This is a genomic window from Streptomyces sp. NPDC088812, assembly GCF_044750285.1.
In the GTDB taxonomy this organism is placed as follows: Bacteria; Actinomycetota; Actinomycetes; order Streptomycetales; family Streptomycetaceae; genus Streptomyces.
The window spans coordinates 459,834-486,244 of record NZ_JBIVJP010000001.1; the positions used below are offsets into that span (position 1 = coordinate 459,834).

At 73.8% G+C, this 26,411-nt stretch carries 25 protein-coding genes and 1 pseudogene; 9 read left to right on the forward strand and 17 right to left on the reverse strand.

Annotation, left to right across the window (positions count from 1 at the left end):
* Positions 1-101: 101 nt before the first annotated feature.
* Positions 102-551 carry a MarR family winged helix-turn-helix transcriptional regulator gene (locus ACIP67_RS01985; protein ID WP_401685906.1) on the reverse strand — a complete coding sequence of 150 codons (450 nt, stop codon included), beginning with the start codon at positions 549-551 and terminating at the stop codon, positions 102-104.
* A gap of 106 nt (positions 552-657) precedes the next feature.
* Between ACIP67_RS01985 and ACIP67_RS01990 the strand changes: the two genes are divergently transcribed.
* Both ACIP67_RS01990 and ACIP67_RS01995 read left to right on the forward strand, forming a co-directional pair.
* Positions 658-1,221, forward strand: a complete 564-nt coding sequence (locus ACIP67_RS01990; RefSeq protein ID WP_389518804.1) for a quercetin 2,3-dioxygenase — start codon at positions 658-660, stop codon at positions 1,219-1,221.
* On the forward strand, positions 1,211-2,083 hold the full coding sequence (locus ACIP67_RS01995) for an alpha/beta hydrolase fold domain-containing protein (RefSeq protein WP_401685910.1): 873 nt from the start codon (positions 1,211-1,213) through the stop codon (positions 2,081-2,083). The genes ACIP67_RS01990 and ACIP67_RS01995 overlap by 11 nt, the downstream gene beginning before the upstream one ends.
* A gap of 196 nt (positions 2,084-2,279) precedes the next feature.
* On the opposite strand, the gene ACIP67_RS02000 is transcribed toward ACIP67_RS01995, so the two are convergent.
* The 5 genes and pseudogenes from ACIP67_RS02000 to ACIP67_RS02020 all read right to left on the reverse strand — a co-directional run bounded on the left by ACIP67_RS02000 (position 2,280) and on the right by ACIP67_RS02020 (position 6,358).
* Positions 2,280-3,275 carry a SpoIIE family protein phosphatase gene (locus ACIP67_RS02000; RefSeq protein ID WP_401685913.1) on the reverse strand — a complete coding sequence of 332 codons (996 nt, stop codon included), beginning with the start codon at positions 3,273-3,275 and terminating at the stop codon, positions 2,280-2,282.
* Between the two features lie 20 nt (positions 3,276-3,295).
* Positions 3,296-3,943, reverse strand: a complete 648-nt coding sequence (locus ACIP67_RS02005) for a hypothetical protein (protein WP_401685915.1) — start codon at positions 3,941-3,943, stop codon at positions 3,296-3,298.
* A 67-nt stretch (positions 3,944-4,010) separates the two neighbouring features.
* Positions 4,011-4,334: pseudogene (locus ACIP67_RS02010) on the reverse strand (PAS domain S-box protein); the annotation flags it as partial.
* Between the two features lie 237 nt (positions 4,335-4,571).
* A complete protein-coding gene (locus tag ACIP67_RS02015) occupies positions 4,572-5,768 on the reverse strand; it encodes an MFS transporter (RefSeq protein WP_401685918.1) in 1,197 nt (398 codons plus the stop codon).
* On the reverse strand, positions 5,765-6,358 hold the full coding sequence (locus ACIP67_RS02020) for a helix-turn-helix domain-containing protein (protein ID WP_401685921.1): 594 nt from the start codon (positions 6,356-6,358) through the stop codon (positions 5,765-5,767). The genes ACIP67_RS02015 and ACIP67_RS02020 overlap by 4 nt, the downstream gene beginning before the upstream one ends.
* On the opposite strand from ACIP67_RS02020, the gene ACIP67_RS02025 reads away from it, so the two are divergent.
* Together ACIP67_RS02025 and ACIP67_RS02030 are read left to right on the forward strand one after the other, a co-directional pair.
* On the forward strand, positions 6,357-6,878 hold the full coding sequence (locus tag ACIP67_RS02025; protein WP_401685923.1) for a GNAT family N-acetyltransferase: 522 nt from the start codon (positions 6,357-6,359) through the stop codon (positions 6,876-6,878). The genes ACIP67_RS02020 and ACIP67_RS02025 overlap by 2 nt on opposite strands.
* A 117-nt stretch (positions 6,879-6,995) precedes the next feature.
* Positions 6,996-7,508 (forward strand): SRPBCC family protein, encoded by a 513-nt coding sequence (locus tag ACIP67_RS02030; protein WP_401685926.1) that lies wholly within the window; start codon positions 6,996-6,998, stop codon positions 7,506-7,508.
* A gap of 166 nt (positions 7,509-7,674) precedes the next feature.
* On the opposite strand, the gene ACIP67_RS02035 is transcribed toward ACIP67_RS02030, so the two are convergent.
* From ACIP67_RS02035 to ACIP67_RS02045, 3 genes are all read right to left on the reverse strand, one after another.
* Positions 7,675-8,208: a DoxX family membrane protein gene (locus ACIP67_RS02035; RefSeq protein WP_401685928.1), complete on the reverse strand. Its 534-nt coding sequence runs from the start codon at positions 8,206-8,208 to the stop codon at positions 7,675-7,677.
* A gap of 354 nt (positions 8,209-8,562) precedes the next feature.
* The gene (locus tag ACIP67_RS02040; RefSeq protein WP_401685931.1) at positions 8,563-9,624 is read right to left on the reverse strand and encodes an ABC transporter permease; all 1,062 of its coding nucleotides are present in this window, start codon (positions 9,622-9,624) and stop codon (positions 8,563-8,565) included.
* Between the two features lie 32 nt (positions 9,625-9,656).
* Complete coding sequence (locus ACIP67_RS02045; protein WP_401685934.1) at positions 9,657-10,154, reverse strand: MarR family winged helix-turn-helix transcriptional regulator; 498 nt, start codon at positions 10,152-10,154, stop codon at positions 9,657-9,659.
* Between the two features lie 55 nt (positions 10,155-10,209).
* On the opposite strand from ACIP67_RS02045, the gene ACIP67_RS02050 reads away from it, so the two are divergent.
* The 5 genes from ACIP67_RS02050 to ACIP67_RS02070 all read left to right on the forward strand — a co-directional run bounded on the left by ACIP67_RS02050 (position 10,210) and on the right by ACIP67_RS02070 (position 18,279).
* A complete protein-coding gene (locus ACIP67_RS02050; RefSeq protein WP_401685936.1) occupies positions 10,210-11,532 on the forward strand; it encodes a multidrug effflux MFS transporter in 1,323 nt (440 codons plus the stop codon).
* A gap of 951 nt (positions 11,533-12,483) precedes the next feature.
* Positions 12,484-13,308: a polyprenyl diphosphate synthase gene (gene uppS / locus ACIP67_RS02055; protein ID WP_401685939.1), complete on the forward strand. Its 825-nt coding sequence runs from the start codon at positions 12,484-12,486 to the stop codon at positions 13,306-13,308.
* Positions 13,309-13,319: 11 nt separating this feature from the next.
* Positions 13,320-14,933: an oxygenase MpaB family protein gene (locus ACIP67_RS02060; protein ID WP_401685942.1), complete on the forward strand. Its 1,614-nt coding sequence runs from the start codon at positions 13,320-13,322 to the stop codon at positions 14,931-14,933.
* A gap of 401 nt (positions 14,934-15,334) precedes the next feature.
* On the forward strand, positions 15,335-17,062 hold the full coding sequence (locus ACIP67_RS02065; RefSeq protein ID WP_401685945.1) for a sigma-70 family RNA polymerase sigma factor: 1,728 nt from the start codon (positions 15,335-15,337) through the stop codon (positions 17,060-17,062).
* Positions 17,063-17,406: 344 nt separating this feature from the next.
* The gene (locus ACIP67_RS02070) at positions 17,407-18,279 is read left to right on the forward strand and encodes an SGNH/GDSL hydrolase family protein (protein WP_401685947.1); all 873 of its coding nucleotides are present in this window, start codon (positions 17,407-17,409) and stop codon (positions 18,277-18,279) included.
* 90 nt (positions 18,280-18,369) lie between these two features.
* Here the strand turns inward: ACIP67_RS02070 and ACIP67_RS02075 are convergent, their stop codons facing one another.
* The 8 genes from ACIP67_RS02075 to ACIP67_RS02110 form a co-directional block, all read right to left on the reverse strand.
* Positions 18,370-18,696, reverse strand: coding sequence for a hypothetical protein (locus ACIP67_RS02075; RefSeq protein WP_401685950.1), 327 nt, complete (start codon positions 18,694-18,696; stop codon positions 18,370-18,372).
* Between the two features lie 140 nt (positions 18,697-18,836).
* A complete protein-coding gene (locus ACIP67_RS02080; protein WP_401685953.1) occupies positions 18,837-19,553 on the reverse strand; it encodes an ABC transporter ATP-binding protein in 717 nt (238 codons plus the stop codon).
* On the reverse strand, positions 19,550-20,362 hold the full coding sequence (locus ACIP67_RS02085) for an ABC transporter ATP-binding protein (RefSeq protein WP_401685956.1): 813 nt from the start codon (positions 20,360-20,362) through the stop codon (positions 19,550-19,552). Before ACIP67_RS02085 ends, ACIP67_RS02080 begins: the two co-directional genes overlap by 4 nt.
* The gene (locus tag ACIP67_RS02090) at positions 20,359-22,074 is read right to left on the reverse strand and encodes a branched-chain amino acid ABC transporter permease (RefSeq protein ID WP_401685959.1); all 1,716 of its coding nucleotides are present in this window, start codon (positions 22,072-22,074) and stop codon (positions 20,359-20,361) included. Before ACIP67_RS02090 ends, ACIP67_RS02085 begins: the two co-directional genes overlap by 4 nt.
* 13 nt (positions 22,075-22,087) lie before the next feature.
* On the reverse strand, positions 22,088-23,047 hold the full coding sequence (locus ACIP67_RS02095; RefSeq protein WP_401685962.1) for a branched-chain amino acid ABC transporter permease: 960 nt from the start codon (positions 23,045-23,047) through the stop codon (positions 22,088-22,090).
* A gap of 112 nt (positions 23,048-23,159) precedes the next feature.
* A complete protein-coding gene (locus ACIP67_RS02100) occupies positions 23,160-24,449 on the reverse strand; it encodes a branched-chain amino acid ABC transporter substrate-binding protein (protein WP_401685965.1) in 1,290 nt (429 codons plus the stop codon).
* A gap of 223 nt (positions 24,450-24,672) precedes the next feature.
* Complete coding sequence (locus ACIP67_RS02105) at positions 24,673-25,581, reverse strand: hypothetical protein (protein WP_401685968.1); 909 nt, start codon at positions 25,579-25,581, stop codon at positions 24,673-24,675.
* A 24-nt stretch (positions 25,582-25,605) separates the two neighbouring features.
* Positions 25,606-25,749, reverse strand: coding sequence for a hypothetical protein (locus ACIP67_RS02110; RefSeq protein ID WP_401685971.1), 144 nt, complete (start codon positions 25,747-25,749; stop codon positions 25,606-25,608).
* Between the last annotated feature and the right edge of the window lie 662 nt (positions 25,750-26,411).

A 26,411-nucleotide genomic window follows, 5' to 3' on the forward strand; every position in this document is an offset into this window, starting at 1 on the left:
CCGTCGGTCACTCCAGTCCGGGAGCCGAGGCGATCCGTCGGTCACTCCCCGGGAGTCGGAGGTCCGTCGGTCTCCCCCCTCGTGAGTCGAAGGTCCGTCGGTCACCCCTCGGGGGTCGAGGGGTCGGGCGGTGCGCCCCAGGGCATCTCCAGCACGGCCCGCAGTTCCGCGACGGACCGTTCGCCTATTCGCTCGGCCAGGACGCGCTCCAGGCTCTCCAGGACGCCCGTCGCCCGCTCATGGGCGCGCCGGCCCTTCGGTGTGCGGCGGATCAGCACCTGGCGCGCCGACGCGGGGTGCGGTGCCTGCTCCAGCAGGCCCATGGCGATCAGGGTGTGCGCGGTCTTGTGCGCGGTCTGCCGGGTGACCCCCATGCGCCGCGCCAGCTCGGACACCGTCGTGCCCCGCTCGTCCAGGGCGGCGAACAGCTGCAACTGGGTCGATGACACCTGCTCCGCTCCGGCCGCCTCCAGGGCCGCGAGCAGGGCGTCCTCCAACCATCTGCGTGCCTCGCCCAGCAGTTGCGGCAGGCTGCGGCGTCCGGCGTCCATGAGCTCCTCGGCATCGGAAGGGGAAGGGAAAACGTCAGCGAAGTCTTGCACATCCCCCGACTCGTATGTCAGCCTCACTGACATTCGAGCCGAATCGAGGAGACCCATGACCTTCGAGTACGCGACGCCCTACCGCCGTGCCTCGCAGATTCCCCCAGAGCCGGGCAAGCCGTACTTCATCGAGCGGGGCATGGGCGACCGTGCCCACCTGTTCACGGACCTGTTCACCGTCTACGCGGGCGGGGAGCAGACGGAGAACACGTTCAACTTCTTCACCTGTGAGGGCCCCAAGGGCGACATCATCCCGGCCCACTCCCACCCGGACACCTACGAGGTCTTCTTCATCACCGACGGCGCGGTGCGGCTGTTCGTGGAGGACCTGGAGGGCGAGCAGTACGAGAAGCTGCTGACGGCCGGCGACTTCGGTTTCGTCCCGAAGAACTGCCCGCACGCCTACCGCATCGAGCGCCACCACAGCCGGATCGTCGGTGTGGCCGCGGGCCCGGGCGGCACGTTCGAGCGGTTCTTCGAGAACCTCGGCACGCCCACCGAGGAGCTGGGCCTGCCCCAGAAGCCGTACGTCCCCGAGCCGCAGAAGTTCGGCACCGTGCCCCAGCGGTACGACGTGAACTTCCTCCCCGGCCACAAGTGGCGCACCCATGAGTCCTGAGCCGGACCTGCGGTCCCTGATCGCGGCGCCCCACCCCGACGAGGCCCCGCTGCCGCCCGCCGCGGTCCTCGCCGACGGCGTCCGCCTCCTGCGCGGGGTCCCCTACGCGGACGTGCCGGGTGTCCGCCCGCCGGAGCTGGACCTGTGGCTGCCGGCGGAACGCCCCGACGGGCGGCCCTCGCCCCTGGTGCTCTTCGTGCACGGCGGCGGCTGGCGCCGGGGCCGGCGCGAGGAGATGGGGTACCGGATGCGCCAGTGGGAGCCCGGCCCGTTCGCCAGGCTCGCCGCCGCCGGCCTGGCGGTCGCCTCCGTGGACTACCGGCTCAGCGGCGAGGCGGTCTTCCCCGCCCAGCTGGACGACCTGACCGGCGCCCTGCGCTGGCTCGTCCGGCGCGCCCCCGAACTCGGTACGGACACCGGCCGCACCGTGGTGTGGGGCGAGTCGGCCGGCGGGCACCTCGCCTCGATGCTCGCCCTGTCCGCGGACGCGCCGCCGGTGCACGGTGCCGTCGCCTGGTACGCGCCGAGCGACCTCACCCGGTACGGCGACGACCCCCGCACCCCCGAGGCGCTCCTGCTCGGCGGGGCCCCCGCCGACGTGCCCGACCGCGCGCGGGAGGCCAGTCCCGTCGCCCACGTCGGCCCGGACGCTCCGCCCTTCCTCCTGGTGCACGGCGAGAAGGACTCCATGGTCGACTGCGACCACAGCCGTCTGTTCGCCGCCCGCCTCGGTGAGGCAGGGGTCCCGGTGGAGCTGTGGACGGTCCCGGGCGCGGACCACGTCTGGTACGGGCTGTCCGACGACGAGGTCGAGGACGTCTTCGGCCGCACCCTGAGCTGGATCCAGCGGCTCGTCGGGTGAACCACGGCCCCGTCCACGCCCCGCCGGCGCCCGCCGGCACCGGGCGTGGACGGGGGACCACGACGCGCCCGCCCTCCCCCCGGAAGGCGCGGCGGGACCAGCCGGCCGCCGTCCGTGAGACGGGCGGAGCCGCGCAGCCGCCCGCGCGCGATTTCGTGCGGCTCCGTGCGGCTCCGCGCGACTCCGCGCGGGTCGGTCAGAGGCCGTAAGCCGCGGCGGGCAGCCCGCGCGGTGCCGACGGCATTCGCGTCCAGATCGTCTTACCGGTCGACGTGTAGCGCGTTCCCCAGTGATCGGTCATCTGCGCCACGAGGAACAGGCCCCTGCCCCCTTCGTCCTCCGTGGCGGCCCTGCGCAGGTGCGGGGAGGTGTGGCCACCGTCCGACACCTCGACGATCAGCCCCCGGTCCCTGATCAGCCGCAGGCGGACGGGGGTGCCGCCGTACCTGATCGCGTTGGTGACCAGTTCGCTGACGACGAGTTCGAGGACGGACGACGTCTCGTCCGGCAGGCCCCACCGGGCGAGCCGGTCCCGGGTCCATGACCGGGCTCGGGCCACCTCCTCCGAGTCGGCGGGGATGTCCCACGTCGCCACCAGGTCCTCGGCCAGCGCGTGAACGCGCACGAGCAGCAGTGCCGCGTCGTCCTCGGGCGACCGGGACAGCAGTGCACCGACGACACCCTCGCAGGCTTCTTCCAGAGAGCCGGACCCGACCTCGGCCAGCGTGTCGCACAGGGCACTGATGCCGGTGTCGATGTCCCGCCGCCGGCATTCGACGAGCCCGTTGGTGAAGAGAGCCGGCACGCTGCCCTCGGACAGGTCGAACTCGGTGCTCTCGAAGGGGAGGCCGCCCAGGCCCAGCGGTGGTCCGGAGGAAAGGTCCATGAACTCCGTGCGGCCGTCGGCCGTGACGAGTGCCGGGGGCGGATGACCTGCCCGCGCCATGACGCAGCGCCGGGAGACGGCGTCGTAGACGGCGTACAGGCAGGTCACGCGCAGCGCCCGGTCCTCGTCCGCGAGGTCCGCCGAGGGCGGTGCCCCGGCGCGGGCCACGAGGTCGTTGAGGCGGGCGAGCAGTTCGTCGGGCTCCAGGTCGAGTGCCGCCAGGGCGGCGACCGTGGTGCGCAGACGGCCCATGGTGGCCGCGGCCCCCAGACCGTGCCCCGCCACGTCCCCCACGACCAGTCCCACCCGGGCGCCGGAGAGCGGAATTACGTCGTACCAGTCCCCACCGACGCCGGCCGGTCCCGCCGCGGGCAGGTACGGTGCGCGATCTCCACCCCCGTCGGCCGGGGCAGACCGTGCGGCAGCAGGTCGCGTTGCAACGTCAGCGCGGTGGCGTGTTCGCGTGTGTAACGGCGCGCGTTGTCCAGGCACACCGCGGTGCGGGAGACCAGCTCCCCGGCGACCGCCATGTCATCGGTGTCGAAGGGATCGCGCGGCGCGGTCCGTACGAGGACGGCCACGCCGAGCACGACGCCCCGCGCCGTCAGCGGTACGACGAGCGCGCCGGTCGCGGGGTCGACGAGCGACGCGGCGCCCGACAGGCAGCGCAGGCGCGCGTCGTGCACGGCGTCCGCGACACCGCCTGCCGCCTCGTCGTGCGCGCGATGCGCCACTCGCCGCAGCTCCGGGGCGGTGCCGAGGCCGACGGAAGGCGGCTCCTGGCCGCTCAGCACGGGCTCCAGCACGTCCACGGTGATCGCGTCCGCGAACTCGGGAACGACCAGCCCCGCCAGGTCCTCGCCCGTACGCCGAACGTCCAGGGTCGTGCCGATGCCCCCGCTCGCCCGGCTCAGCAGGGACAGACGGCCCCGTGCCGCGTAGCGGTCGGTGATGTCGAGGCCGACCTCGCACACCCCGATCGTCCGTCCGGCGTCGTCGTGCAGACGGAAGTATCAGCCACAGGTCCCGGGGGAGCGGGCCGAGGCTGAGCGCGACCGGCAGGGCACGGCCGTCCCGGTGGCGTATCGACCGGATCCCGTACGCCCCGGTCGGGCCCGGTGCCTCCCGGCCGTCGACCGCGCGCGGCGTCGCTCGGGTGAGGTCCTCCCCGAGGACGTCGTCGGCGGTCCGCCCCAGCACCTCCTCCGGCCGGTACCCCAGAAGGGTCTCCGCTTCGGGGCTCCATCCGACGAACCGGAATCGGGCGTCCAGTACGGCCGTCGCCCGCCCGGTCAGGAGAGAGCCGGGTCCGAGACCGTGGGCAGGTCCTTGGCCGGGGCGGTGGGAGCTCGCGTGACCTGTCATCGCCGGCTCTCGAGTGTGATCGGAAGGCCCTCGACCAGTTCACTGTAATGCCGAGACGTCCGGTCTGCTCCGCGGACGGAGGTGGCCTCCTGGAACGGGCCGGTCACCAGCGCGTCGCCGTCCGCACGTCCGCCGTCCAGGAGGCCGCCCGGCCGGCCCGGAGTGCCCCACCGCCGGTGGCCGCGGACCGGCCACCGGCGGTTGCGGACCGGGCCGCCCGGCGGCCCGGGCGGCCCGTCAGCGGGGAACGGCGGCGGCGTCCGCCGGCGCGGTGTGCCGGGCGCCAGGGGCGGCGAGGGCCCCGGCGCCGAGGAGGGCGACCGCGGCCACGAGGGCCGTGCCGGACCAGCCGAGCGCGGAGAGCAGCGGGGCGGTGGCGGCCGTGCCCAGTGCGCCGACGGCGAAGTACAGCACCAGGTAGACGCCGGTGAGGCCGCCGGCGCGGTCGGGGTCGACGGCGACGATCCGGCTCTGGTTGGCCGCCTGGGCGGCGAAGCAGCCGGCGTCGAACAGGGCCAGCCCGAGCACGGTGACCACGGGGTGGTGCAGACCGGTGGCCAGCAGGGCCGTGCCGGCCGCCGCGACCGGCATCGACGCGGCCATGACCCGGTGCGGCGCGTACCGGTCGACCAGGCGCCCGGTGAACGGCAGCGCGACGAACCCCAGGAGTCCGGCCAGCCCGTACAGGCCGATGGCGGTGGCGTCGAGCGCGTAGGGCGGGCGCGCGAGCGCGAGGGCGAGGCCCACCCAGACGACGTTGAAGGCGAAGTACCACAGTCCGCCGGTGAGCACGGCGTGGCGCAGCGGGCGGTGACGGCGCAGCAGGGGAGCGAGTCCCGCGAGCGTCGCCAGGTAGCCGCCCCGCGCACGCGGGCGCTCGCGGGGCAGGAGCCGGACGGTGGCGAGCGCCCCGAGCAGGACGAGGCCGGCGAAGACCAGCAGCATGCGCCGCCAGCCGAGGAGGTCGGCGAGGGTGCCTCCGGCCCAGCGGCTCAGCAGGATGCCGGCGGACAGCCCGGTGGCGACGGTGGCCATGGCCGTGCCGCGCCGGCCGGGCGCGGCGTACCGGCCCGCGAGGGCACCGCACTGGGCCGCGACCCCGGCCGTCGCGCCGATGAGCAGGTAGGCGGTGAGCAGGACCGCGGCGTGCCGGGCGGTGGCGGCGAGGGTGAGGGCCCCGGCGAGGGCGCACAGCTGGACGCCGACCAGCCGGTGCGGGGCGACCCGGTCGGTGAGCGGCAGCAGCAGCGCGAACCCGGCCGTGCAGCCGAGGAGGGCGGCCGTCGGCACCAGCCCCGTCACCGCGGCCGACAGCCCGAGGTCGGCCGCCACGTCGGTCAGGGCGGGCTGGAGGGCGTAGTTGTTGGCGATCGCCGTCGCCGCCGTCGCGGCGAGCAGCAGGGTGCCGTGGCGGGGCAGGGCCTGGCCGCTCACGGCCGGTCGGCCTGCGCGCGGATGACCACGTACCGGCACTCGGCGTCGCCGTCGTTGGCGAAGGTGCACGGCGCGGGCTCGCCGAGTTCCACGGTGTCGCCGGGACCGAGCGCGTGCGCGGTGTCTCCCTCGTGGAAGGTCAGGCGGCCCTCCAGGACCCAGACGACCTGCCGGGCGAAGGCGAAGGAGGCCGCCGGGTAGGCCACGCGCGCCCCGGCGGGCAGCCGGATCTCCGCCGTCTCGGCGGGAAAGCCAGGGCCGGTGATCTGGCGCCGCCGGTAGCCGGTGCCGGGGTCGCGCCACTCGGCGGTGTCCTCGTGGCGGCGCACGCCCCCCGGCCCACCGGAGGCCGGCCGCGTCTCGCCCTCGGCGAGCGCCAGCAGGGAGGAGACGCTGAGCCGGAAGGCGGCGGACAGCTTGCCGAGCACGACGGCCGTGGGGCTGCTGTCGCCCCGCTCGATCCGGTTGATCATGGCCCGCGAGACACCGGAGGCCTCGGCCAGCTGGGTGAGGGTCCAGCCCCGCCGCTCCCGCTCGGCGCGGACACGGGCGGCGATCCGCTCCACCAGGGGATCTACTATGTTGGACATGGCGACAATATATGAGAAGGGCGAGGCGGTGCGGGTCCGCCGGGCGTCCGAAGCCGACGGTGAGGCCGTCCGCGCCATCCGCAACCACGCGGTGGCGACCTCCACGGCGCTGTGGACCCAGACCCAGCAGTCCCCGGCCGACGCGCGGGCCTGGCTCGCCCCTCACCTCGCGCGCGGCTCGGCGCTCGTGGCCGAGGCCGGCGGCCAGGTCGTCGGCTTCGCGGTCTACGGCCCCTGGCGCCCGCTCGACGGGTACCGCGACACCGTCGAGAACTCCGTCTACGTCCGTGCGGGCAGCCAGGGTCTGGGCATCGGCGGCGCGCTGCTGTCCGCGCTGATCGACGCGGCGCGCGACGCGGGCCACCACAGCATGATCGCCGGAATCGAGTCCGGCAACGCGCCGTCGGTCCGGCTGCACGAGCGGTTCGGCTTCACCGAGGTGGGCAGGGTGCCCGAGGCGGGCCGCAAGTTCGGGAAGTGGTTCGACCTCACGCTCATGCAACTGCTGCTGCGGGACTGAGGGCAGGGCTGTCCGCACCTCACGGGGGCTGGGGTACGGGGGCGTTCCGCCGGTCCGGGCGGCACGTACCATCGGGGCTACCCGTGAGTAAGTTCGTGCGTCCACCGGAGGAGCCCCGTGGCGGCCCGCATCTTCACCGTGACCCGCAGCATCCTGATCGACGTCCCGCCGCGGACGGCGTACGAGGCGGTCAGCCAACCGGCCGACATGGGCCGGTGGAGCCCGGAGAACCTCGGCACGTCGGAGCGGACGCCCAGGGAGCGGGCGGTGGCGGGGACCAGGTTCGAGGGCCGCAACAAACGGGGGCCGTTCCGCTGGACCACGCTGTGCACGGTGACGGCGGCCGACCCCGGGCGCCGGTTCGCGTTCCGGGTCCATGCCATCGGGCTGGACCGCCCCCGGCTGCGGGGACCGATCGCCACCTGGGAGTACCGGTTCGAGCCGGAGGGACAGGGGGTGCGGGTGACGGAGTCCTGGACGGACGACCGGCGGGCCTGGCCGACCGTGCTGGCCCACGCCTTCGACCGGGCGGTCACCGGCGGCCGCACCTTCGCCGACTTCCAGACCCGCAACATCGACGTCACCCTGCGCAACCTGAAGCGGGAACTCGAGGCGGCCGCCCGGCCGTGAGTCGGCCGTGAGGTGAACGGCGCGTCGGGCGGGCCCGCACCGGCTGGCGGGCCCGCACCGGCTGGACCGGCGCCGGTGGAGCGGCGGGCGGGCGCCCGTGGAGCGGCCGGTGGGCGGGCGCCCGTGGAGCGGCCGGTGGGTGCGGGTGGAGCGGCGGGCGGGCCGGTCAGCCGGTCAGCTTGGCGCGGACCGCGCCGGCGGTGGCCGCCGGACGGGCGGTGGCCCGCACCGACCGCCGCACCAGCCGGGCCTCGCGCCGGACCTCCCGCGCCGCGTGCCGTCCGCGCCACGCCAGGGACGGGTGGCCGGCGGTGTCAGCGGACGCGATCATCAGTCCGCCCAGCATCGAGGCGTTCTTCAGGAAGTGGATGCGCTGCTGGGCGCGCTCGTCGGCGTCCTCGATCTCCCAGAACCGGTGGGCCGCGAGGGTCGTGGGCACCAGGGTGGCGGCCAGGGCGAGCGCGGCCACCCGCGGGACGCGGCCGGTGGCGAGCAGCAGGCCTGCCGCCACCTGCGCCGCCCCGTTGAGCCGCACGACGTCCTCGGTGCGGTCGGGAAGCGCCGCCACCCGTTCGGTGACGGGCCGTACGACGGACTCGGCGGCCGGCGCAAGCTGCCCGGGCGCTCGCAGGGAGTGCAGGCCGCCCGAGACGAACATCGAGGCCAGCAGGGGGCGACCCAGCAGACGCAGCAGACTCATGGTCCTCTCCAGACAACGGTTGACCGGACACGGGACAGCGGCCCCCGGGTTCCCCGCCGGAGGGCGGCTCATGCGCAGGACGCGCCGTGCCCCGGCCGGCGATCGGACCGGACCCGCCGCGTGCTGACACGTCGGGGAGCCGTCATCAGGCCAGGGTGGGTGCCGGTCATCAGGACGGGTGGGTGTCGTCGCCAGGACACGGCGGGTGCCGTCGGCTGGGCTCGGCGGGTGCCGTCACCAGGACACGGCGGTGCCGTCGTCACCAGGACACGGCGGTGCCGTCGCCAGCAGGACACGGCGGTGCCGTCGCCGGCGGGACACGGCGGTGCCGTCGCCAGGACTCGGCGGGTGGCGTCAGATCGCGGCGTGTGCCGGGCGGGTCTCCCGGCCGCCGGGGTGGCGGTGGCGCCAGGTCCAGAAGACCGCGCACGACACCAGCGCCCATCCGGCCAGCACGAGGAACGGGAACGCGTGCTGGTACCCGGCGAAGTACACCGCCGTGTGCTGGGCGTTCACCGAGGCGCCGGGCGGCAGCCAGCGGCCGATCAGGCCCAGGGGTGAGGGGAGCAGGGGCCACGACACCGCACCGCCCGACGAGGGATTGCCCAGCAGGACCATCAGCCCCCAGGTCGGCAGCATCGCCCAGCGGCCCACCAGCGTGTTGAACATGGTGAAGACCATTCCGCTCGTGAACAGAGTGAACGCCAGGATCAGCCACGACTCGACGAACGGCAGGTCCAGCGCGCCCAGCAGCCAGTCCACGGTCGCGGCGATGGCGAACCCGCCCAGCAGCGCGTACAGGGCGGTGAAGGCGATGCGCTCGAACGGCGTGAGGGCCCGCGCGTGCACGCTCAGCTGGATCGCGCCGACGAAGCCGATGATCACGGCGGCGAGCGAGATGTAGAAGATCGCCAGCCCTCGCGGGTCGCCCTCCTGGAGGGGGTTGATGTCCTGGACGGTGACGGAGATCCCGGTCCGCCGGCCCACGGCGGGGGCCGTCTCGGCCAGCACCTCGGCGACCGAGGCCCCGGACGCCGCGGAGAGGTCGAGCGTCACCCGGTCGTCGTCCCGCACGTCGAGGATCGCGAAGACCCGTTGCTCCTCCACCGCCGTCCTGGCCTCGGCCGCCGTGTCGTAGACATGGACCTTCACCGCCGCGTTCAGCGACTCCTCCAGCCCGTCGAGGAACCGCCGGCCCACAGCGGCCTGCCCGTAGTCGCGGGTGACCGCGGTGGGGATGGAGCGCGGCGTCGGATCGGCCATGGAGTAGGTGTAGGAGCCGGCGAACAGGGCCGCGGCAGCCGTCAGGATCAGCACGAGCACCGCCGCGGGCAGCAGCGGTGACTCCTTGAGCCGGGCCCGCCGCTGCGCGGGCGTCGGTGACGTACCGTGACCGGGATGTGACGTATCGGACATACCGGTCACGTTAACCGTGCGGCACCCGCGGGTCACTCGGTCGCGGCGTGACCGATCCTCATCGCCTCGACCAGGCGCACCAGCGCCTTGAGGACCCACTCCCGGTCCTCCCCGAGACTCGCCAGCAGGGCGACCTCGGCGGCGAGCTGGCGGGGGAAGAGGTCGTCGACGGCCAGGGCGCCGGCCTCCGTGATGGTGACCAGGGCGGCACGGCGGTCGGCCGGGTGCGGCGTGCGGGTGACGAAGCCGCGTCTCTCCAGCTTGGCGAGGGTCTTGCTGACGCCCGCGCGGGACAGACCAAGGTCGGCGGCGAGGCGGCGGGCGATCAGCGGGTCGGTGGCATGGCGGAGCGGGACGAGCATGTCGACCTCGGGTGCCGTGAGGGGGGCACCCTCGTAGAGGGGCTCGACGGCTCGGTCGAGCAGGCCGGTGGCGCGTTTGAGGAGCGCCACCAGCTCCATCGGGGAGGTGTCCAGGTCCGGGTTGCCCCGGGCCCACTGGGTGCGGACTTCGGCAGGGGAGGGAGGCATGCGGCTCGGCCTTCCGGAATTGTTAACGGGTGAACTATCGGATACCTTTGTGGGCATGGTATCGCCGCCCTCGACCCGACAGCCCGCCTCGCACCGCTCCACGGAGGCCGACCCGACCGTCCCCGCTCCGCTGCCCCGGCGGGCCGCCGTCGCCCTGGTCGCCGTGCTGGGCGCCCTCACCGCGGTCGCCCCGCTCGCGACCGACATGTACGTCCCCGGCTTCCCCGCCATGGGGGAGGCGCTCGGTACGAGCTCGTCGGCGGTGCAGCTGACGATGACCGCCTTCCTGGCCGGCCTGGTCGTCGGCCAGTTGCTGATCGGCCCGCTGAGCGACGGGCTGGGGCGGCGCCGGCTGCTGCTGTCCGGAGCCGCCGGGTTCGTCCTCTTCTCCGTCGTCTGCGCCGTCGCGCCGGACGTCACCGTGCTCACCGGCGCCCGCTTCCTCCAGGGCGTGGCCGGAGCGGCCGGGATGGTACTGGCCCGGGCCGTGCTCACCGACCGTTTCCACGGTGCCGAACTCCCGCGCTACTTCGCGGTCCTCTCCCAGGTCATGGGCGTGGCCCCGGTCGCCGCTCCGGTCCTCGGCGGGGTGGTCCTCGGCCTCTCCACCTGGCGCGCCGTGTTCGCCGTGCTCGCCGTGCTGGGCGCCCTGCTGCTGTTCGCCGTGGTGCGCGCCGTCCCCGAGTCCCTGCCGCCGGAGCGGCGCCACGGCGGCGGCTTCACGAGCACCTTCCGCGCCATGGGCGCGCTGCTCGGCCGCCGCTCCTTCATGGGCTACGTCCTCGTCATCGCCTTCGTGTCGGCGGCGCTGTTCGCCTACATCAGCGGCTCCAGCTTCGTCTTCGAGAGCCTCCACGGGGTCTCCGCGACGACGTACTCCCTGATCTTCGCCACCAACGCGGTGGGCATGCTGCTCAGCGGTGCCGTCTTCTCCCGCCTTGCGGGAAGGCTGCGGCTCAACACCCTCCTCTCGGCCGGTGTCGGTGTCTGCCTGCTGGGCGCGCTGGCCCAGGTCCTGCTGGTCGTGACCGTCGGAGAGACCCTCGCCGGCACATGGATCACCCTGTTCGTGACCGCCGCCGGCATCGGCCTGGTCTTCCCGGCCGGCATGAGCATCGGCCAGGCGGTGGGCCGGTCGGCCCCGGGCGCGGCTTCCGCGCTCCTGGGCGGGCTCCAGTTCCTCTTCGGAGCGCTGGCCTCCCCCCTCGTCGGTCTGTTCGGGGAGCACAGCTCCCTCCCGATGGCACTGGTCATGCTGATCGCCGTGGCCGCCGCCGCGGCCGCCCTGGCCGGTCTCGCCCGGCCCTGGGAGGGGCACGGCGAACCGGACGACTCGGTGATCCGGGCCGCCGGCGGCCCGCGCCGGCACGCGGGCTGACCGACACGCGCGGACAGCGCCCCGGGACGACGGGGAGGGGCCTCCGTCCGGCCGCACGGCTGGGGAGCGGCACTCGTCGGCAGGCCCGTCGGCGAGTGCCGCTCCCCAGCCGCTGTGCGGGACGCTGACCGGGTGGGACGGGGACCGGGACAGGGACGGTGAAGAGGGCGCCCGGGCGACGGTGGCCCGTGCGCCGGTGGGCGGAGCCGCACACCGCGCGGGACCCGCTCGTGTCGTGGGCCGCGTTCGGTGATCCACTCGCCGGAGCCGGAGCCGGAGCCGGAGCCGGAGCCGGAGCCGGAGCCGGGGTGCAGGTCGGCGCCGAGTGCCTACGGGCGTCCGGTCCGTACGTACTGGTCGGGGACGGGCCTCCGCTCCTCCGGTGCAGCCGGCCGGGACGGGCGGGTGCCGGGGAGGGGACGAACGGCGTGGACGAGGGAGGAGAGCCGGAGAGAGCCGGAGAGGGAGCCGCCTTCGGAGCCGACCGGCCGCCGCGGGTGGCGCGATGCCGCCGCGGTGCCGCGGTGCCGCGTGCGGCTGCGGCTGCGGATGCTTCGGCGCGGCCGAGGTGCCGTGGAGCCTCAGCGGCTCCGGATGGCGGTGGTGGCGAAGAACCCGGTGGCGGCGGCGGTGATGAGGGCGCAGACGGAGAACAGAAGCGTGCGTCGCATGGAGAAACCTTTCCTGATGATGACGGATGGGTCCTGCACAACGTCGGTCGGGCCGAAGTCGGTGCGCCGGCCGGCCGACGCCACCCGGACGGACGCGACCGTGCGGGGACGGGTGCGCGTGCACGCGTGTTCGTCGGGCGGCCGTACGCCGGCGATCGCGTACGGGTGAATACGGGCTGATCGCCCCGACCCGGCGACGTGCTCCCGGCACTCTGCTGACCGGCGGTGGGGGAACGCGCGAGGCGGACGGAGGGCGCCGTGACGGTCATGAGGAGCACGTGTGACTGACGAACGGGCCGGCGGCGCTCCGGCCGGCCGGGCGGTCCCCGGTCCCCGCCCTGGCGCGGACGGCGAGGGCGGGGACGGCGAAGGCCGGGGCGGGCGGGCGAAGGCCCCGCGGCACGTCGCCTGCGTGATGGACGGCAACGGCCGCTGGGCGGCACAGCGATCCCTGCCCCGGACGTCGGGCCACCGCGCGGCGGAGAGGACGGTGATCGACGTCATCGAGGCGGCGCGCGCGGCCGGCGTGGAGTGGCTGACCTTGTACGCCTTCTCCACCGAGAACTGGCGCCGCCCCGGCCACGAGGTCGACTACCTGATGCGGCTGGTGCGCCGCGTGGTGCGCAAACACGCTCCGCTGCTGCACGCGCGGGGAATCCGCTGCCGCTTCCTGGGCGTCGCCGACCCCCGTATCCCGGCGCCGCTGACCCGGGACTTCGCGGACCTGGCGACCCTGACCGGCGGGAACCGGGGGATGACCCTGACCGTCGCGTTCGATCACGGCGGACGCGGTGACATCGTCGAGGCGGCACGCGCGCTCATCCGGCGCGGCGTGCCGGCCGACGACGTGACCGAGGACAGCTTCGCCGCCCACCTCCCCCTCCCCGACACACCGGACGTCGACCTCGTCATCCGGACCTCCGGTGAACAGCGCATCTCCAACTTCATGCTGTGGCACGTCGCCTACGCCGAATGGATCTTCCCGGAGGTCCTCTGGCCCGACTTCCGGGCGACGGACTTCCTGGAGTGTCTGCGGACCTACCAGCGGCGACGGCGCCGTTTCGGCGGCGTGGCGCCGCAGGTGAACCAGGAACCCCGACCGTGAACGGAGAGGCCATGACCGACCGCACGACGACCGGCGACCCCGACGACGACGCCACCCCCCGCAGCGAGTCCCCCCGCAGTGAGTCCCACAGCAATGAGTCCCACAGCAATGAGTCCCACGACGAGGGCTCCCGCGGCGCCGGTTTACCGCTGTTCGGCCCGGGCTCGCAGTTCCACGAGTTCTTCGACGACCCGCGCTGGGCGCTGGCGGTGGTCCGGGCGACGGTGCTGGAGGCCGCCCACCCGCAGGTCGGCGCGGCCCTGATGGACAGTTCGACGTTCGTGACGCATCCGTGGCGGCGGTTGCGCAACACCCTGCTCAGCCTCCAGCGCATGTTCGGCGCCGAGGAGGACGTCCGGCAGCGGGAGGCGGCACGGCTCAACCGGCTGCACGCCCGGCTGAACGGCGTCGACGAGCAGAACCGGCCCTACGACGCCCTGGACCCCGGGGCCCGCGCCTGGGTGGTGGCCACGCTCTTCGAAAGCACCGTCACCATGTGCCGGTTGAGCGGGCAGCCCCTCGAACAGGCCACCATGGAACGGCTCTACACCGAGTTCCGGGCGTTCCACGCGGCCCTCGGCGACGATCCCGGCCGACTGCCCGCCACCGTACGCGAGTTCTGGCCGTACTACGACCGGGTCGTCGAGGAGGAGCTGGAGAACACGGAGGCCCTGCGCATCATCCTCTACCGGCTCTTCGACCACCTCCCGGCGCCGCCCCTGCTGGGCAACCTGCCCACGCTCTGGGCGGCCGGCCGTGCGCTCGCCGGCCCCGTGATCGGCGCCATCACCGTGGCGTCCCTCCCGGAGTCCTTCCGCCGCCGGGCGGGGCTGCCCGAGATCCCCGGCGCCCGGACCCTCACCCAGGGCGCCTACCTGACGGTCGGCCTGGCGCGCTTCCTCCCCGACGGCTGGCTCCAGGTCCGAGCCGTGTCCGACCTGCTCTCGCTCTCGCCCGACAGCGACGATCCCCGGGCCAGGACCCTGGCGGCCCTGGGCGAGCGGATGAAACGGGCCGGCGCCCTGCTCAGGCTGATCACGCCCCTCACCGATCCCGCCGATCCCGCCGATCCGGCCGATCCGGCCGATCCCGCCGATCCGGCCGATCCCGCCGATCCGGCCGATCCGGCCGAGGACGGCGGACCCGCGCGGCGCACCGCCGAGGAGTTCTTCGACGAGGTGCTCGACCAGACCGGGGACGGCTACCTGGACTGGCCCGACCTGGCGGCCATGGCCCGCGAGATCTCCGGCCGCCTCGACCTGGACGAACCGGAGGAGACCAGGCTCTACGACGCGTACGCCGACTGGTGGCGGGAGCTCCAGGCGGCACTCGACGGCGACGGCGACGGCCGCGTCAGCCGCCACGAGTACGCGGCCGCCGTTCCGTCCCTCGCCGGTCCCGCCCTGATCAGGGTCGCCGAGGTCCTCTTCGACGTGACGGACGCGGACGGCAACCTGTCCATCGACGCCGACGAGTACCGCGCCCTGTTCCGTACCGCGTTCCGGCGCGAGATGACCGACGCCGACGGCACGTACGCGCGGGGCGCGTTCGTCCAGGACTTCCTCTCCTTCATGTCCGGCCGGCGGCGCTCGACCGATTACGACCCGCTGCTGGCCGAGGCCTGAACCCCGGTGCGGCCGGGCGCCCGGCCGCACCGACAGGATGCCGCCCTCCCGCGCGACGACGCGGAGGGCGGCTCGCATGGGCGGCTCCACAGCCGGCTCGGTGACCGGCTCGGTGACTGGCTTGGTGACCGGTTCGGTGACCGGCTTGGTGACCGGTTCGGCGGCGGCCGGCCCGGCGTCTCCGGTCCGTCGTGACGGCTTCCGACGGACCGTAACTCCTGTGTCGCCCCCCGCTTTTCACTCCCGACCCGACGAATGTGACCGCTCCCATTGCGGTGACCGGTCCGGTACGGCGACCCTCTCCTCGCACGATTTTCCGAATAACTGTTATCCAGGGCTTCCTTCGGGATCTCCCCCTGTGACGGACAGCACCGTTCGGCGTCGACGACAGGGAAGCTGCAATGAGTACACGGCACGAGGTGGGGACGGCGGCACTGGTGACCGCCGCCCGAGCGGGTGACACACAGGCCCAGGACGCCCTGGTCGGGATCCATCTGCCGCTGGTCTACAACGTCGTGGGCCGGGCCCTGAACGGGTCGGTGGACGTCGACGACGTGGTGCAGGACACCTTGCTGCGGGCCCTCGGCTCACTGCACGACCTCCGCGACCCGGCCAGCTTCCGGTCCTGGCTGGTGGCCATCACCATGAACCAGGTCCGGGTGTACTGGCGGGACCGGCAGTCCGCCCCGGGCCCCGTCGAGCAGGCCTTCGACGTCGCCGATCCGGGCGCGGACTTCGTGGACCTGACCATGGTGCAGCTCCAGTTGTCGGGCCAGCGCCAGGAGACCGCGAGGGCGACGCGCTGGCTGGAGCCCGACGACCGGGGGCTGCTGTCCCTGTGGTGGCTGGAGTGCGCGGGCGAGCTGAGCCGGACGGAGGTCGCCGCGGCCCTGGGGCTGTCCCCGCAGCACACGGCGGTCCGCGTGCAGCGGATGAAGGCCCAGTTGGAGGCGGCACGCGTGGTGGTGCGGGCACTCGACGCGCAGCCGCCGTGCGAGGAACTGCGCGGCGTGCTCGCCGACTGGGACGGAGTTCCCTCCTCGCTGTGGCGCAAGCGGACGGCCCGGCACGCTCGGGGCTGTGTCCGCTGCTCCGGTCTGTGGAACGGCTTGATGCCCGCGGAGGGGTTGCTGGCCGGCTTGGCGCTGGTGGCGGTCTCGCCCGCGCTGCTGGCGAGGTTCGGCTCCGGCTCCGGTTCCGTCGCGCTCGCCGCGACGGCTTCGGCGTCCCGGCTCGGGGACGACGGGTCCGGCGCCGACGACAGGTCCGGTGCCGACGACGAGTCCGGGGCCGGCGGTGCGGACGGCGCCGACGAGGCGGTGCGGCTGGGTGGCCACCGCGGCCCGGGCCGGCAGGGTCCGTCCCGCGGTGCGGCCCGCCGTCGGCGGCGCACCAGACGGCGCGTGATCGGCGCGGCCGTCGTGGTGGTGTGCGTGGCCGGCGGCGGCCTGTACCACGTCGTCACACGGCCGGAATCCGGGGCCGGGGGAACGACCGCGGCCCAGGTCGCCGACGATTCCCGGGTCACGGGACGGCCGACCCCCGACACCGCCCGGGAGAGCTCCGCGTCCGCTTCCCCGTCCCCATCCGCGTCCGCGTCCCCGACGTCGTCGCCGTCGGCATCGGCGTCGCGGAGCGCGAGTGCCTCCCCGAGTCCTCGCCCCTCCACTCGTACGACGGCTGCGAAGGAAGCGACGACGACGCAGCGGCCGGCGTCGAGCACACCGGAGGCCGAGACGGCCGCCACCGGCACCGCGGCCCAGGTGATCGCCCTGGTCAACGAGGAACGAGCGGCCGCCGGTTGCGACCCCGTCAGCGAGAACTCCAAGCTGCGCGCGGCCGCCCAGGGCCACTCCGACGACATGGCCGCCCGCGACTTCTTCGACCACACCAACCCCGACGGGGACGGTCCCGGCGAGCGGATCACGGCCGCGGGCTACCGATGGGCCACGTACGGGGAGAACATAGCCATGGGCCAGCAGACCGCCGAAGCGGTGATGACCTCCTGGATGAACAGCGAGGGCCACCGCGCGAACATCCTCAACTGCGCCTTCGAGGAGATAGGCGTGGGCATCCACGAGGACGGCGGTGGCCCGTGGTGGACCCAGGCCTTCGGCACCCGGCTCTGACGCGAGCGGACGGTCTCGCGCCCGGTAGGAGCACTTCGGTCAGCCATGTTGACTCCACTGCCTGGTGACTGCACATTACTTATCGGTAGAACCATGCGGTAACCGACCATCAGGCACTACAGGCACTACAGGCACTACAGGGACTACAGGCACTTCACGTACGTCACGCCCTTCCCGCATTCCTCTCACGGCCGCGCACGCGTGGGCTCCCGCGCACGCGCGGCCGTCGGCACCCTCCTCCGCTCCGAGCCGCCGAACCTCGTGACCAGTACGCCCGCAGGCGTCCCCATGGCCGGCCGTGTGCCCGCCCGCCCAGCGTCCGCACTCCCGAGAATCGAGAGCACATGCCGAAGCACGCTCCCCGTCATGTCATGATCGCGTCAGCAGCTGCCGCCGGCGCGCTGGCCCTCACCCTCACCGGCGCCCAGGCGCAAGCCGCCACGCCCCTGGACTACGTCGCCCTCGGCGACAGCTACAGCGCCGGTTCCGGTGTCCTCCCCATCGACACCTCCAACCTGCTCTGTCTGCGCTCCACGGTGAACTACCCCCACGTCATCGCCTCCAGAACGGGCGCCCACCTCAAGGACGTGACCTGCGGCGCCGCCGAGACCAAGCACTTCACCCAGGCCCAGTACCCGGGTGTCGCCCCCCAGGTGAACGCCCTCGACGCGGGCACCGACCTGGTGACGCTGACGATCGGGGGCAACGACAACGGCACCTTCATCAACGCCGTGACGGCCTGCGCCACCGCGGGCGTCCTCAGCGGGGGCAAGGGCAGCCCCTGCGAGGACGCCAACGGCACGACCTTCGACGACCAGATCGACACGAACACCTATCCCGCGCTCAAGGCCGCCCTCGCAAGCGTGCGCGCCAAGGCGCCGAACGCGCGCGTCGCGGTCCTGGGCTATCCGTGGATCATGCCGGCCACCGCCGCCCCCTCGTGCTTCGCCAAGCTGCCGGTCGCCTCCGGCGACGTGCCTTATCTGCGCGCCCTCCAGGACCACCTCAACGCGGTCGTCCAGCGGGCCGCCGAGGAGGCGGGCGCCGTCTACGTGGACTTCGCCCGGTCCTCCGACGGCCACGACGCCTGCGCCGCCGCCGGCACCCGGTGGATCGAACCCCTGCTCTTCGGCACCAGCGTCGTTCCCGTCCACCCCAACGCGTTCGGGGAGAAGCGCATGGCCGAGGAGGCGATCGCGGTCCTCGGTCTCGGCTGACCGGCGACCACCCGGCGGCCCGGTCCCGTCGTACGTCCCGGGCGCCCCGCGACGGCGCCCGGGACGGCGGGCCCGGCCGGCGCGCCGTGGTCAGTACACGGCCTCCGGCTTCTCGTAGGGCGTCCACCAGCTGGTCAGCCCCCACACGCCCAGGGCGAGCACCGCGACGCCGGCCACGGCCGCCGCCCACGGGCGCTCGCACCACCGCAGGGTCAGTAGCCAGGTGACGAGCGGCAGCAGGGCCCCGCCCAGGGCGATCAGGGGGAGGTCGACGTAGAGGACGCTCAGATCACGGTGCATGTCCTCGAACCCGCCGTCGATGTTGACCCGCGCCTTCGGCGCCCAGGCCAGCACCGCGACCGCGGCGCCCAGCGCCGCCAGCAGGACGGCGGCACATCCCTTGCTCTCTTCCCTCATGATCGTGTCTGACGCGCCGCCTCCCACCACGGTTCCCGACCGCTCTCCTGGCCCGACCCGGCGCGACCTGGGCCGGCCGGGCCGGCCGGAGGTGCTCACCGGGCCGGAGGGCCGCGACCCCGTCCCTCGCCGACGGCGGATCAGTCCTCGCCCAGGTACGCCCTGCGCACGCTGTCGTCGTGCAGCAGGTCCGCACCGGTGCCCGACAGGACGATCCGGCCGGTCTCCATGACATGGCCCTGGTCGGCGAGGGCGAGGGCGGCCCGGGCGTTCTGCTCGACGAGGAGGATCGTCGTCCCGGCCGCCTTCAGCTCCGCGACCGTGGCCATGATCTTCTTCATCATCAGCGGGGACAGGCCCATCGACGGCTCGTCGAGCATCAGCAAGCGCGGCCGGCACATCAGCGCCCGCCCCATGGCGAGCATCTGCTGCTCACCGCCCGAGAGCGTGCCCGCCGGCTGGTCCCGGCGCTCGCGCAGCCGCTCGAAGAGGGTGTGGACCCGCTCCAGGTCGTCCGCGACGGCGGGGTCGTTCTTGCGCAGGTAGGCGCCGAGCAGCAGGTTCTCCCCCACCGTCAGCCGGGGGAAGATGTGCCGCCCCTCGGGGGAGTGCGCCAGCCCGAGCGCCACGACGCGGTGCGCGGGCATGCCGGTCAGGTCCCGACCGGCGAACCGCACCCGCCCCGCCGAGGGCGTCAGCAGCCCGCTGAGGGTGTGCAACGTGGTGGTCTTCCCGGCGCCGTTGACGCCGATCAGCGTCACCACCTGGCCCTCCTCCACGGTGAAGGAGACGCCCTTGACGGCCTCCACCTTCCCGTAGGCGACCCGCAGGTCCTCCACTTCCAGCAGGGCGCTCATACGGTCCTCTCCCGGTCGGTGCCGACGGGGTCGGCGTTGTCGGGCGCGCCGAGATAGGCCTCCACGACCCGTGCGTCGGCCTGTACGTCCGCGGGGGCGCCCTCGGTGAGCTTGGCGCCCTGCACGAGGACCGCCACCCGGTCGCACAGGTTCATGATGAAGCGCATGTCGTGCTCGATGACCAGGACCGCGATGCCCAGGTCCCGGACGGCGCGCACCAGCGCCTCGGTCTCCCGGGTCTCCCGGGGGTTCATGCCCGCCGTGGGCTCGTCCAGCAGCAGCAGCTTCGGTTCGCTGGCCAGCGCCCGGGCGATCTCCAGCCGCCGCTGGGCGCCGTAGGGCAGGTTGCGGGCGAGCAGCGGGGCCTCGTCGGGCAGGCCGACGAACTCCAGCAGCTCCCGGGCGCGTTCGCGGGACTCCCGCTCCTCACGCCGGTAGCGCGGGCCCCGGCCGAGGGCGGCCAGGACACCGGCCCGGGTGCGGGTGTGGCGGCCGACGATCACGTTCTCCAGCGCCGACATGTTCGCGAACAGCCGGATGTTCTGGAAGGTACGGGCCACCCCGGCCCGGGTCACCCTGGCCGGCCTCGGCGGCAGGACGGCGCCGTCGAGCCGCACCTCGCCCTCGGTGGGGACGTACAGGCCGGTCAGACAGTTGAAGAAGGTGGTCTTGCCGGCGCCGTTGGGGCCGATCAGGCCGACGATCTCGTTCGGCCCGACGGTCAGTCCCACGCCGTCGACGGCGGTCAGGCCGCCGAACCGCATGGTGACCCCGCGGGCTTCCAGGACGGGTACGGGTGTGGCGGTCATACGGCGTTCGCCTCCGCTGCGGCCGACCGCGCCTCGGCGCGCGCCGCCTGTTCGTGGTGGAACTCCAGCTGGTGCCTGCGGTCGGGGACCAGCCCCTCGGGCCGGAACCGCATCATGAGGACCAGCGCCAGGCCGAACAGCATCATCTGGTACTTGCTGAAGAACTCGAACTTCGCCGGGATCAGATAGAGCAGGGCCGCGCCGACCAGCGGACCGGAGACCGTGCCCATGCCGCCGAGGACCACCGCGGCCAGCAGGAAGGCCGAGTTGGGCGGGGCGGTGTCGGCGAACTTGTAGTTGTCCGGCACGGCGTTGGTCTGCAGGTGTGCCATCACCGTGCCGGCCAGTCCGGCCAGCGAGGCGCCGAGACCGAAGGCGAGCAGCTTGTACCGGAAGCCCTCGATGCCCATCGCGGTGGCGGCCTTCTCGTCCTCGCGCAACGCGATCCAGGCCCGCCCGATCCGGGAGTCGCCCATCCGCGCGTAGACGAACACCACCAGCGCGACCACCGCCAGCAGCAGCACGTAGTAGTTGGCGAACCGGCCGAACTGGACGCCGAGGACGGTGTGCGGCTCACCCAGGTCGAAGCCGAACAGCCGCAGGTTCGGCACCGAGTTGATGCCGTTGGGGCCGCCTGTGACCAGCGGTCCGGACGTGCCGTCGAGGTTGTTGACGGTGATGCGGAAGATCTCGCCGAAGCCGAGGGTGACGATGGCGAGGTAGTCGCCGTGCAGCCGCAGCGTCGGAGCGCCGATGACCAGGCCCGCCACCAGCGAGACGGCCATGCCGAGCAACGCCGTCGCCCAGAACGGCCACGGCCCGACGTCGAGCGTGGAGAACGTCGACCCGGACACCAGGGCGGCGGTGTAGGCGCCGGTGCCGAGGAAGGCCACGTACCCCAGGTCGAGCAGCCCCACCAGGCCGACGACGATGTTCAGACCGAGCGCGACGGTCGCGAAGACGAGGATGTTGTCGGCGATCGCCGTGTACTGCTCGCCGGTCTGGGTGAAGGGGAAGACCAGCGCGGCGGCGAACGCGGCCACCGCGACGGCGGTGCGGTTGCGGGCGTTCATCGCCGTGATCCGGCGGGTCAGCCCGGCCGCGGCCAGGGCACGGGCGCCGAACCCGGCGGCCGGCAGGAACGCCAGGAAGTCCTGTGCCGACTCGGTCGTGATGCCGTACGCCAGCACGGACATCGCGGCCAGGAACACCACGGTGATGACGGCGACCTCGAGCGGCCGGGCCAGCGGACGGTCCGGACGCGGGTCCGGGGCGGTGTCGTCGGGCAGGGCGTGCGCGCCGGCCGCGAGGAGCAGCACGCCGACGCCGGCCAGCCAGTCGCCCGGTTCCAGGTTGACCGCTCCGCCGAGGGTGACGGCGATGGCGACCACGGTGACCCAGGTCGCGGTGAGCGCGGCCAGGGCGGCGGCGCGCAGCGCCCGCACCGCGCCGGCCGGCGCCACCCGCCGGGCGCCGGGCGCCCGCAGGACGGCGGCCGCGAACACCGCGGCGGCCACCCCGCACACCAGGGTGACGACCTGGCTGCCGCCGGGACACCCGGTGAGCGTCAGGTTGCCGGGGTAGGCGGAGGTCCAGGTCCAGGGCAGGAAGGGGGCCACGACCGTCAGGGCCGCGCCGAGCACGGTCAGCACCCGGGCGACGGGGACGGGGATGCGGAAGGGGACAGCGGGTGTCTGCTTCGTCGTCTTCATCGTCGTCGGCTCCTCACGCCCGGTCCGCCACGCGTTCGCCGAGCAGGCCCTGTGGTCGCACCAGCAGCACCAGGATCAGGATCACGAAGGCCCACACGTCCTTCCACACCGAGCCGCCGAACATGTCCAGCGCGGGCAGGTGCGGCAGCGCGCCGGAGGCCAGCGACTCGGCGACGCCGAGCACCACACCGCCGAGCATCGCGCCCTGGATGTTGCCGATGCCGCCCAGCACCGCGGCGGTGAAGCCCTTCAGGCCGGCGATGAAACCCATGTTGTAGGAGACCGTGCCGAGCCTGAGGCCCTGGGTCAGGCAGGCCACGGCGGCCAGCGCGGCCCCCACCGCGAACGCGATCACGATGATCCGGTCGGTGTCGATGCCCATCAGCCGCGCCGTCTTCGGGTCCTGCGCGGTCGCCTGCATCGCCCGCCCGGTGCGGGTCCGCCGGACGAACCAGGTCAGTCCGACCATCGCCGCCGCGGCCACCACGACCGTGAGGACCGCCGCGTACGACACGCTGACCGAGCCGATGTGCAGCGGTTCGCCGGGCAGTTGGGGGAAGGGCACGGGGGCGCTGACGCCCATCGACCTGCCGGGCCGGGTGAAGAAGTTGAACACGATCTGCTGGAGGAGGAGCGACAGGCCGATCGCGGTGATCAGCGGGGCGAGGCGGGGCGCGGTGCGCAGCGGCCGGTAGGCGAGCCGTTCGGCGGCCACCGCTGCGGAGACGGAGACGAGCACGCCGGCGAGCAGCATCACCGGCAGCGCCGCCCACAGCGGGATCTCGTGCAGCGCCGGTACCCACACGTAGACGAAGAGGGCGCCGAAACCGCCGAGCATGAAGATCTCGCCGTGCGCGAAGTTGATGATCTGGAGGATGCCGTAGACCATCGTGTAGCCCACGGCGATCAGGCCGTACATGGTGCCGAGGACGATGCCGTCGGTCAGCAGCTGGAGGAGGTCGGGGAGGGTCACCTCGGGCCCTTCGGTGGTGCGGCCGGGGAGGGCGGACCGGTTCCGGCCCGGTCGATCGGGCGGGCGCCGCGGGGCGCGGCCGGGCGGGTGCGGAACCGGTCCTCGGGTCAGGTCAGTCCTTGACGGTGACGACGTCGATGCCGTTGACCCACGTGCCGTCCTGGACGCCGTTGACGCTGATGACCTGGTTGACGCTGTCGCCGTACTCGTCGAAGCCGACCTTGCGGGTGGCGCCGTCGAAGGTGACGTCCTGGAGGGCGTCGACGACCTTCGGCCGCAGCTCCGTGACCTTGCCGGCCTTGCCGCCGTTCCCCTCCACCGCGGCCTTCACGGCCTGGACGAGCGCGGTGGTGGCGTCGTACACGTAGGCGCCGAAGACGCCGTAGGGCTGCTCGTAACCGGCCGCCTCGTAAGCGGAGATGAAGTCCTTCGCCGAGTCCAGCTTGTCGATCGGGGCCCCGTCGGAGTGCGCGTAGGTGCCGTTCGCGGCCGCGGCGCCGGCGATCGACACCAGCTCGTCGTCCTTCACCGCGTCGCCGCCGCCCAGCGGGCCGTCGAAGCCGGCCGCGACCAGCTGCTTCTTCAGCGAGCCGGCCTGCGGGTACTCGCCCCCGTAGAACACGCCCTGCGCGCCCGAGGACTTGACGCTGTTGACGACCGCGGCGTAGTCGGACTCGTCGGGGTTGAGCGACTGGTGGACGACGACCTTGCCGCCGAGCTTCTCGTACGCGTCGGTGAAGCTGTCCACGATGCCGACGCCGTAGGTCTTCTTGTCGTCGACCGTCGCCAGCTTCTCGACCTTCAGGTCGTCGAAGAAGTACTCCGCCATCACCGGGGCGGCGACCGCGTCGGTGCTGATGGTGCGGAAGTAGTTGTCGTACTCGCGCCGGGGGGCCGTCTCGTAGTCGGCGCCCTGGGTGAGCGCCGCGGCCGTGTTGGCGCCGGAGATCTGCGCCATCCCCGCGTCGCGCAGGGTGGACACCATGGCCGCGGAGACGGAGGAGTTGTAGGCGCCCACCACGCCGATCACGCTCTCGTCGGCGACGAACGCCGCCGCGTTCTGCTGGCCGATGTTCGGCGTCGCCTGGTCGTCCTTGGCGACCAGCTCGAACGTGACACCGGGCACGGTCTTGTCCTGATTGGCCTTCTTCACCGCCAGCTCCGCCGAGTTCTTCATGCCCAGGCCGACGGCTGCGAGGTCCTTCGACAGCGGCGCGTCGAACCCGATGGTGACGGTCGTGGTGCCGTCGCCGGACGCGCCGCCCCCGGTCCCCTCGTCACGGGAGCCGCAGGCGGCGAGCAGGAGCGCCGAGGCCAGGACGGACGCGGCGACGGCGACCGGACGACGGCGCCCGGCCCTTCGGGTGGTGCTGGTGGTGTGGGACGTACGGACGTGGTGCACAGGTTCCTCCCCGGACGGATCCGCATGCCGCAGCCGAGACGGGCCGCCGTACGGCGGGGCGGGCTGGGCTTCGCGCAGTGGCTGAAACCTAGATCCGCGGCGACGCCCCGCCGCTTGTCCTGGCGGCAGATTTCCGGGGCCGCCGATTGTCCGGCAGGACAACGGGCGGTAGCACCCGCGTCAGGTGGCAAGTCGGTTGCCATTGAAATGAGTTGACTGATCATCAGGGCCGGGTACGGGCGTCCTGGTACGTCGCCACCTCGCGGCCCGGGTCGTGCGCGACGACGTCCAGGATGCGGTCCGCCTCGGCGCGGGCGGCCGGGGCGTCGGCCAGCCGCCTCGGCGGGGACACCGCCGCCTGCACCGGGGTGCCCAGATGCCGGCGCAGCGTCGTGACGAGGTCGGTCGTCCAGCCCGCCGGAGTGGCCCGGCCGGCCGGGGCGGGAGCGTCCGCCGGGTGCGGCGCCGCGTCCGGCACCAGCACGTACAGACGGCCGTCCAGCCGGGTCGCCACCGCCGTGCGCCGGTGTGCGGCCGCGTGCAGCGCGATCGTGTCCACCGCACGGGTCCGGCGCAGCTCCGCCTCGGGGCCGCCGTCACCGGCGGGCTCGTTCAGCTCGACCGCGATGGCCGTGGCGCAGGTGCGGGCCGCGATGCCCAGGTGCCCGGCGAGCGACGTGGCCAGCAGCCGGCCCGCCAGCAGCCCCGCCGCCAGTTCCTGGCGCACCCCGCCGTCGGAGCCCGCGCCGCCCGGCTGCCGGATCAGCATCGGCGCGGCCAGCCGGGCCGCGCCGCGCAGCGCCTGCAACGCCCCCTCGGTGAGCGGTGCGCCGGCCTCCTGCACCCAGATCGTGCCCAGCAGGCGCCCGCCCGCCGTGATGCCGGCCGCGAGCCGCCGCCGTGTCCCCAGATCGGGCCGGGCCCCCACCTCCACGACCTCCTCGGTGCGCAGCCGCTGGTAGACCCCGGCCTCGTGGAGCACTTCCAGGTACGACGGCGGACAGGACTGCCCGAGGATGGACAGCCGCCGCACCTCGTCGACCTGGCCGTCGGAGCGGGAGTAGGCCAGGACCCGGTGCGCCGGATCCTCCACCGAGACCGCGCCGCCGGTCAGCGCAGCCAGGGTCTGCACCAGCGAGAACAGGTCCCCGTGCGCCTACGCCCGCCCCAGGCCCGGCGCCTGCCGCACGCTGTCCACGACGGTCCGCGCCACCGAGTCGACCCGCTCCCACCGCACGTCGTCCCGCACCCCCAGGAGCGCGGTCCCCGACTCGGCGGCCGCCTGCCGCAGCGCCTCCACCGCGTCCGCGTCCGTCCCGGCCCGTACGGCGACGGCGGTGGCCCCGACCGGGCCGCCGCGATCAACGGCCCCAGCGCCGCCCGGCCGCGCGCCCCGATGAGCAGCACCAGGCAGTCCCGGTGCTCCGGCTCCGGCTCGCCGTCCGGTTCGGCGATGACCACCCCGGCCACCACCCGGTCCAGGCCGTGCGGCGCGGCGAGCAGATCGGCCAGGGGCCCGGACAGGGCGGGCAGCACCTGGCCCAGCAGCACGGCGGAGCCGGCGGGGGAGACCGAGGGGGAGGGGCGCGGGGGCCGGGGGCCGACGGACATCGAAGGCGTTCTCCGAACTGAACGGGACAGGGTGTGCCCCGGAACCTAGGCCGCGCACGGTACGGCGGCCCTTGTCGGCTCGGACGAAACATGAGGGGAGCGGGTTGTGCGCACGGCCAAGGCGCGGTGCGCCACGGCACGGACCGCCCTCGTGGGCGGCGGGGTGGTTTCCGGCCGCGTCGGCGGTCGCGTCACGGCCGTTCACAGGTGTACTGCCGGTGTGCGTCCGGCCGGTGCCCTGTCCTGCCGACAGCGCGTCGGTTGGCCAGTCTGGTTGTTGAAGCCGTAGCCGCCGTCAAACCAGACGTCGAGGTCTGCGTGGTAGCCCGCTGCCTGCCTGCGGGCGGCCAT

Excerpts from the sequence above, each read along its gene's own strand:
- ACIP67_RS01985 (WP_401685906.1), bottom strand. The coding sequence starts at position 551 with ATGGACGCCGGACGCCGCAGCCTGCCGCAACTGCTGGGCGAGGCACGC.
- ACIP67_RS01990 (WP_389518804.1), top strand. The coding sequence starts at position 658 with ATGACCTTCGAGTACGCGACGCCCTACCGCCGTGCCTCGCAGATTCCC.
- ACIP67_RS01995 (WP_401685910.1), top strand. The coding sequence starts at position 1,211 with ATGAGTCCTGAGCCGGACCTGCGGTCCCTGATCGCGGCGCCCCACCCC.
- ACIP67_RS02025 (WP_401685923.1), top strand. The coding sequence starts at position 6,357 with ATGGCGACAATATATGAGAAGGGCGAGGCGGTGCGGGTCCGCCGGGCG.
- ACIP67_RS02020 (WP_401685921.1), bottom strand. The coding sequence starts at position 6,358 with ATGTCCAACATAGTAGATCCCCTGGTGGAGCGGATCGCCGCCCGTGTC.
- ACIP67_RS02035 (WP_401685928.1), bottom strand. The coding sequence starts at position 8,208 with ATGAGTCTGCTGCGTCTGCTGGGTCGCCCCCTGCTGGCCTCGATGTTC.
- ACIP67_RS02040 (WP_401685931.1), bottom strand. The coding sequence starts at position 9,624 with ATGTCCGATACGTCACATCCCGGTCACGGTACGTCACCGACGCCCGCG.
- ACIP67_RS02045 (WP_401685934.1), bottom strand. The coding sequence starts at position 10,154 with ATGCCTCCCTCCCCTGCCGAAGTCCGCACCCAGTGGGCCCGGGGCAAC.
- ACIP67_RS02050 (WP_401685936.1), top strand. The coding sequence starts at position 10,210 with ATGGTATCGCCGCCCTCGACCCGACAGCCCGCCTCGCACCGCTCCACG.
- ACIP67_RS02060 (WP_401685942.1), top strand. The coding sequence starts at position 13,320 with ATGACCGACCGCACGACGACCGGCGACCCCGACGACGACGCCACCCCC.
- ACIP67_RS02065 (WP_401685945.1), top strand. The coding sequence starts at position 15,335 with ATGAGTACACGGCACGAGGTGGGGACGGCGGCACTGGTGACCGCCGCC.
- ACIP67_RS02070 (WP_401685947.1), top strand. The coding sequence starts at position 17,407 with ATGCCGAAGCACGCTCCCCGTCATGTCATGATCGCGTCAGCAGCTGCC.
- ACIP67_RS02075 (WP_401685950.1), bottom strand. The coding sequence starts at position 18,696 with ATGAGGGAAGAGAGCAAGGGATGTGCCGCCGTCCTGCTGGCGGCGCTG.
- ACIP67_RS02080 (WP_401685953.1), bottom strand. The coding sequence starts at position 19,553 with ATGAGCGCCCTGCTGGAAGTGGAGGACCTGCGGGTCGCCTACGGGAAG.
- ACIP67_RS02085 (WP_401685956.1), bottom strand. The coding sequence starts at position 20,362 with ATGACCGCCACACCCGTACCCGTCCTGGAAGCCCGCGGGGTCACCATG.
- ACIP67_RS02090 (WP_401685959.1), bottom strand. The coding sequence starts at position 22,074 with ATGAAGACGACGAAGCAGACACCCGCTGTCCCCTTCCGCATCCCCGTC.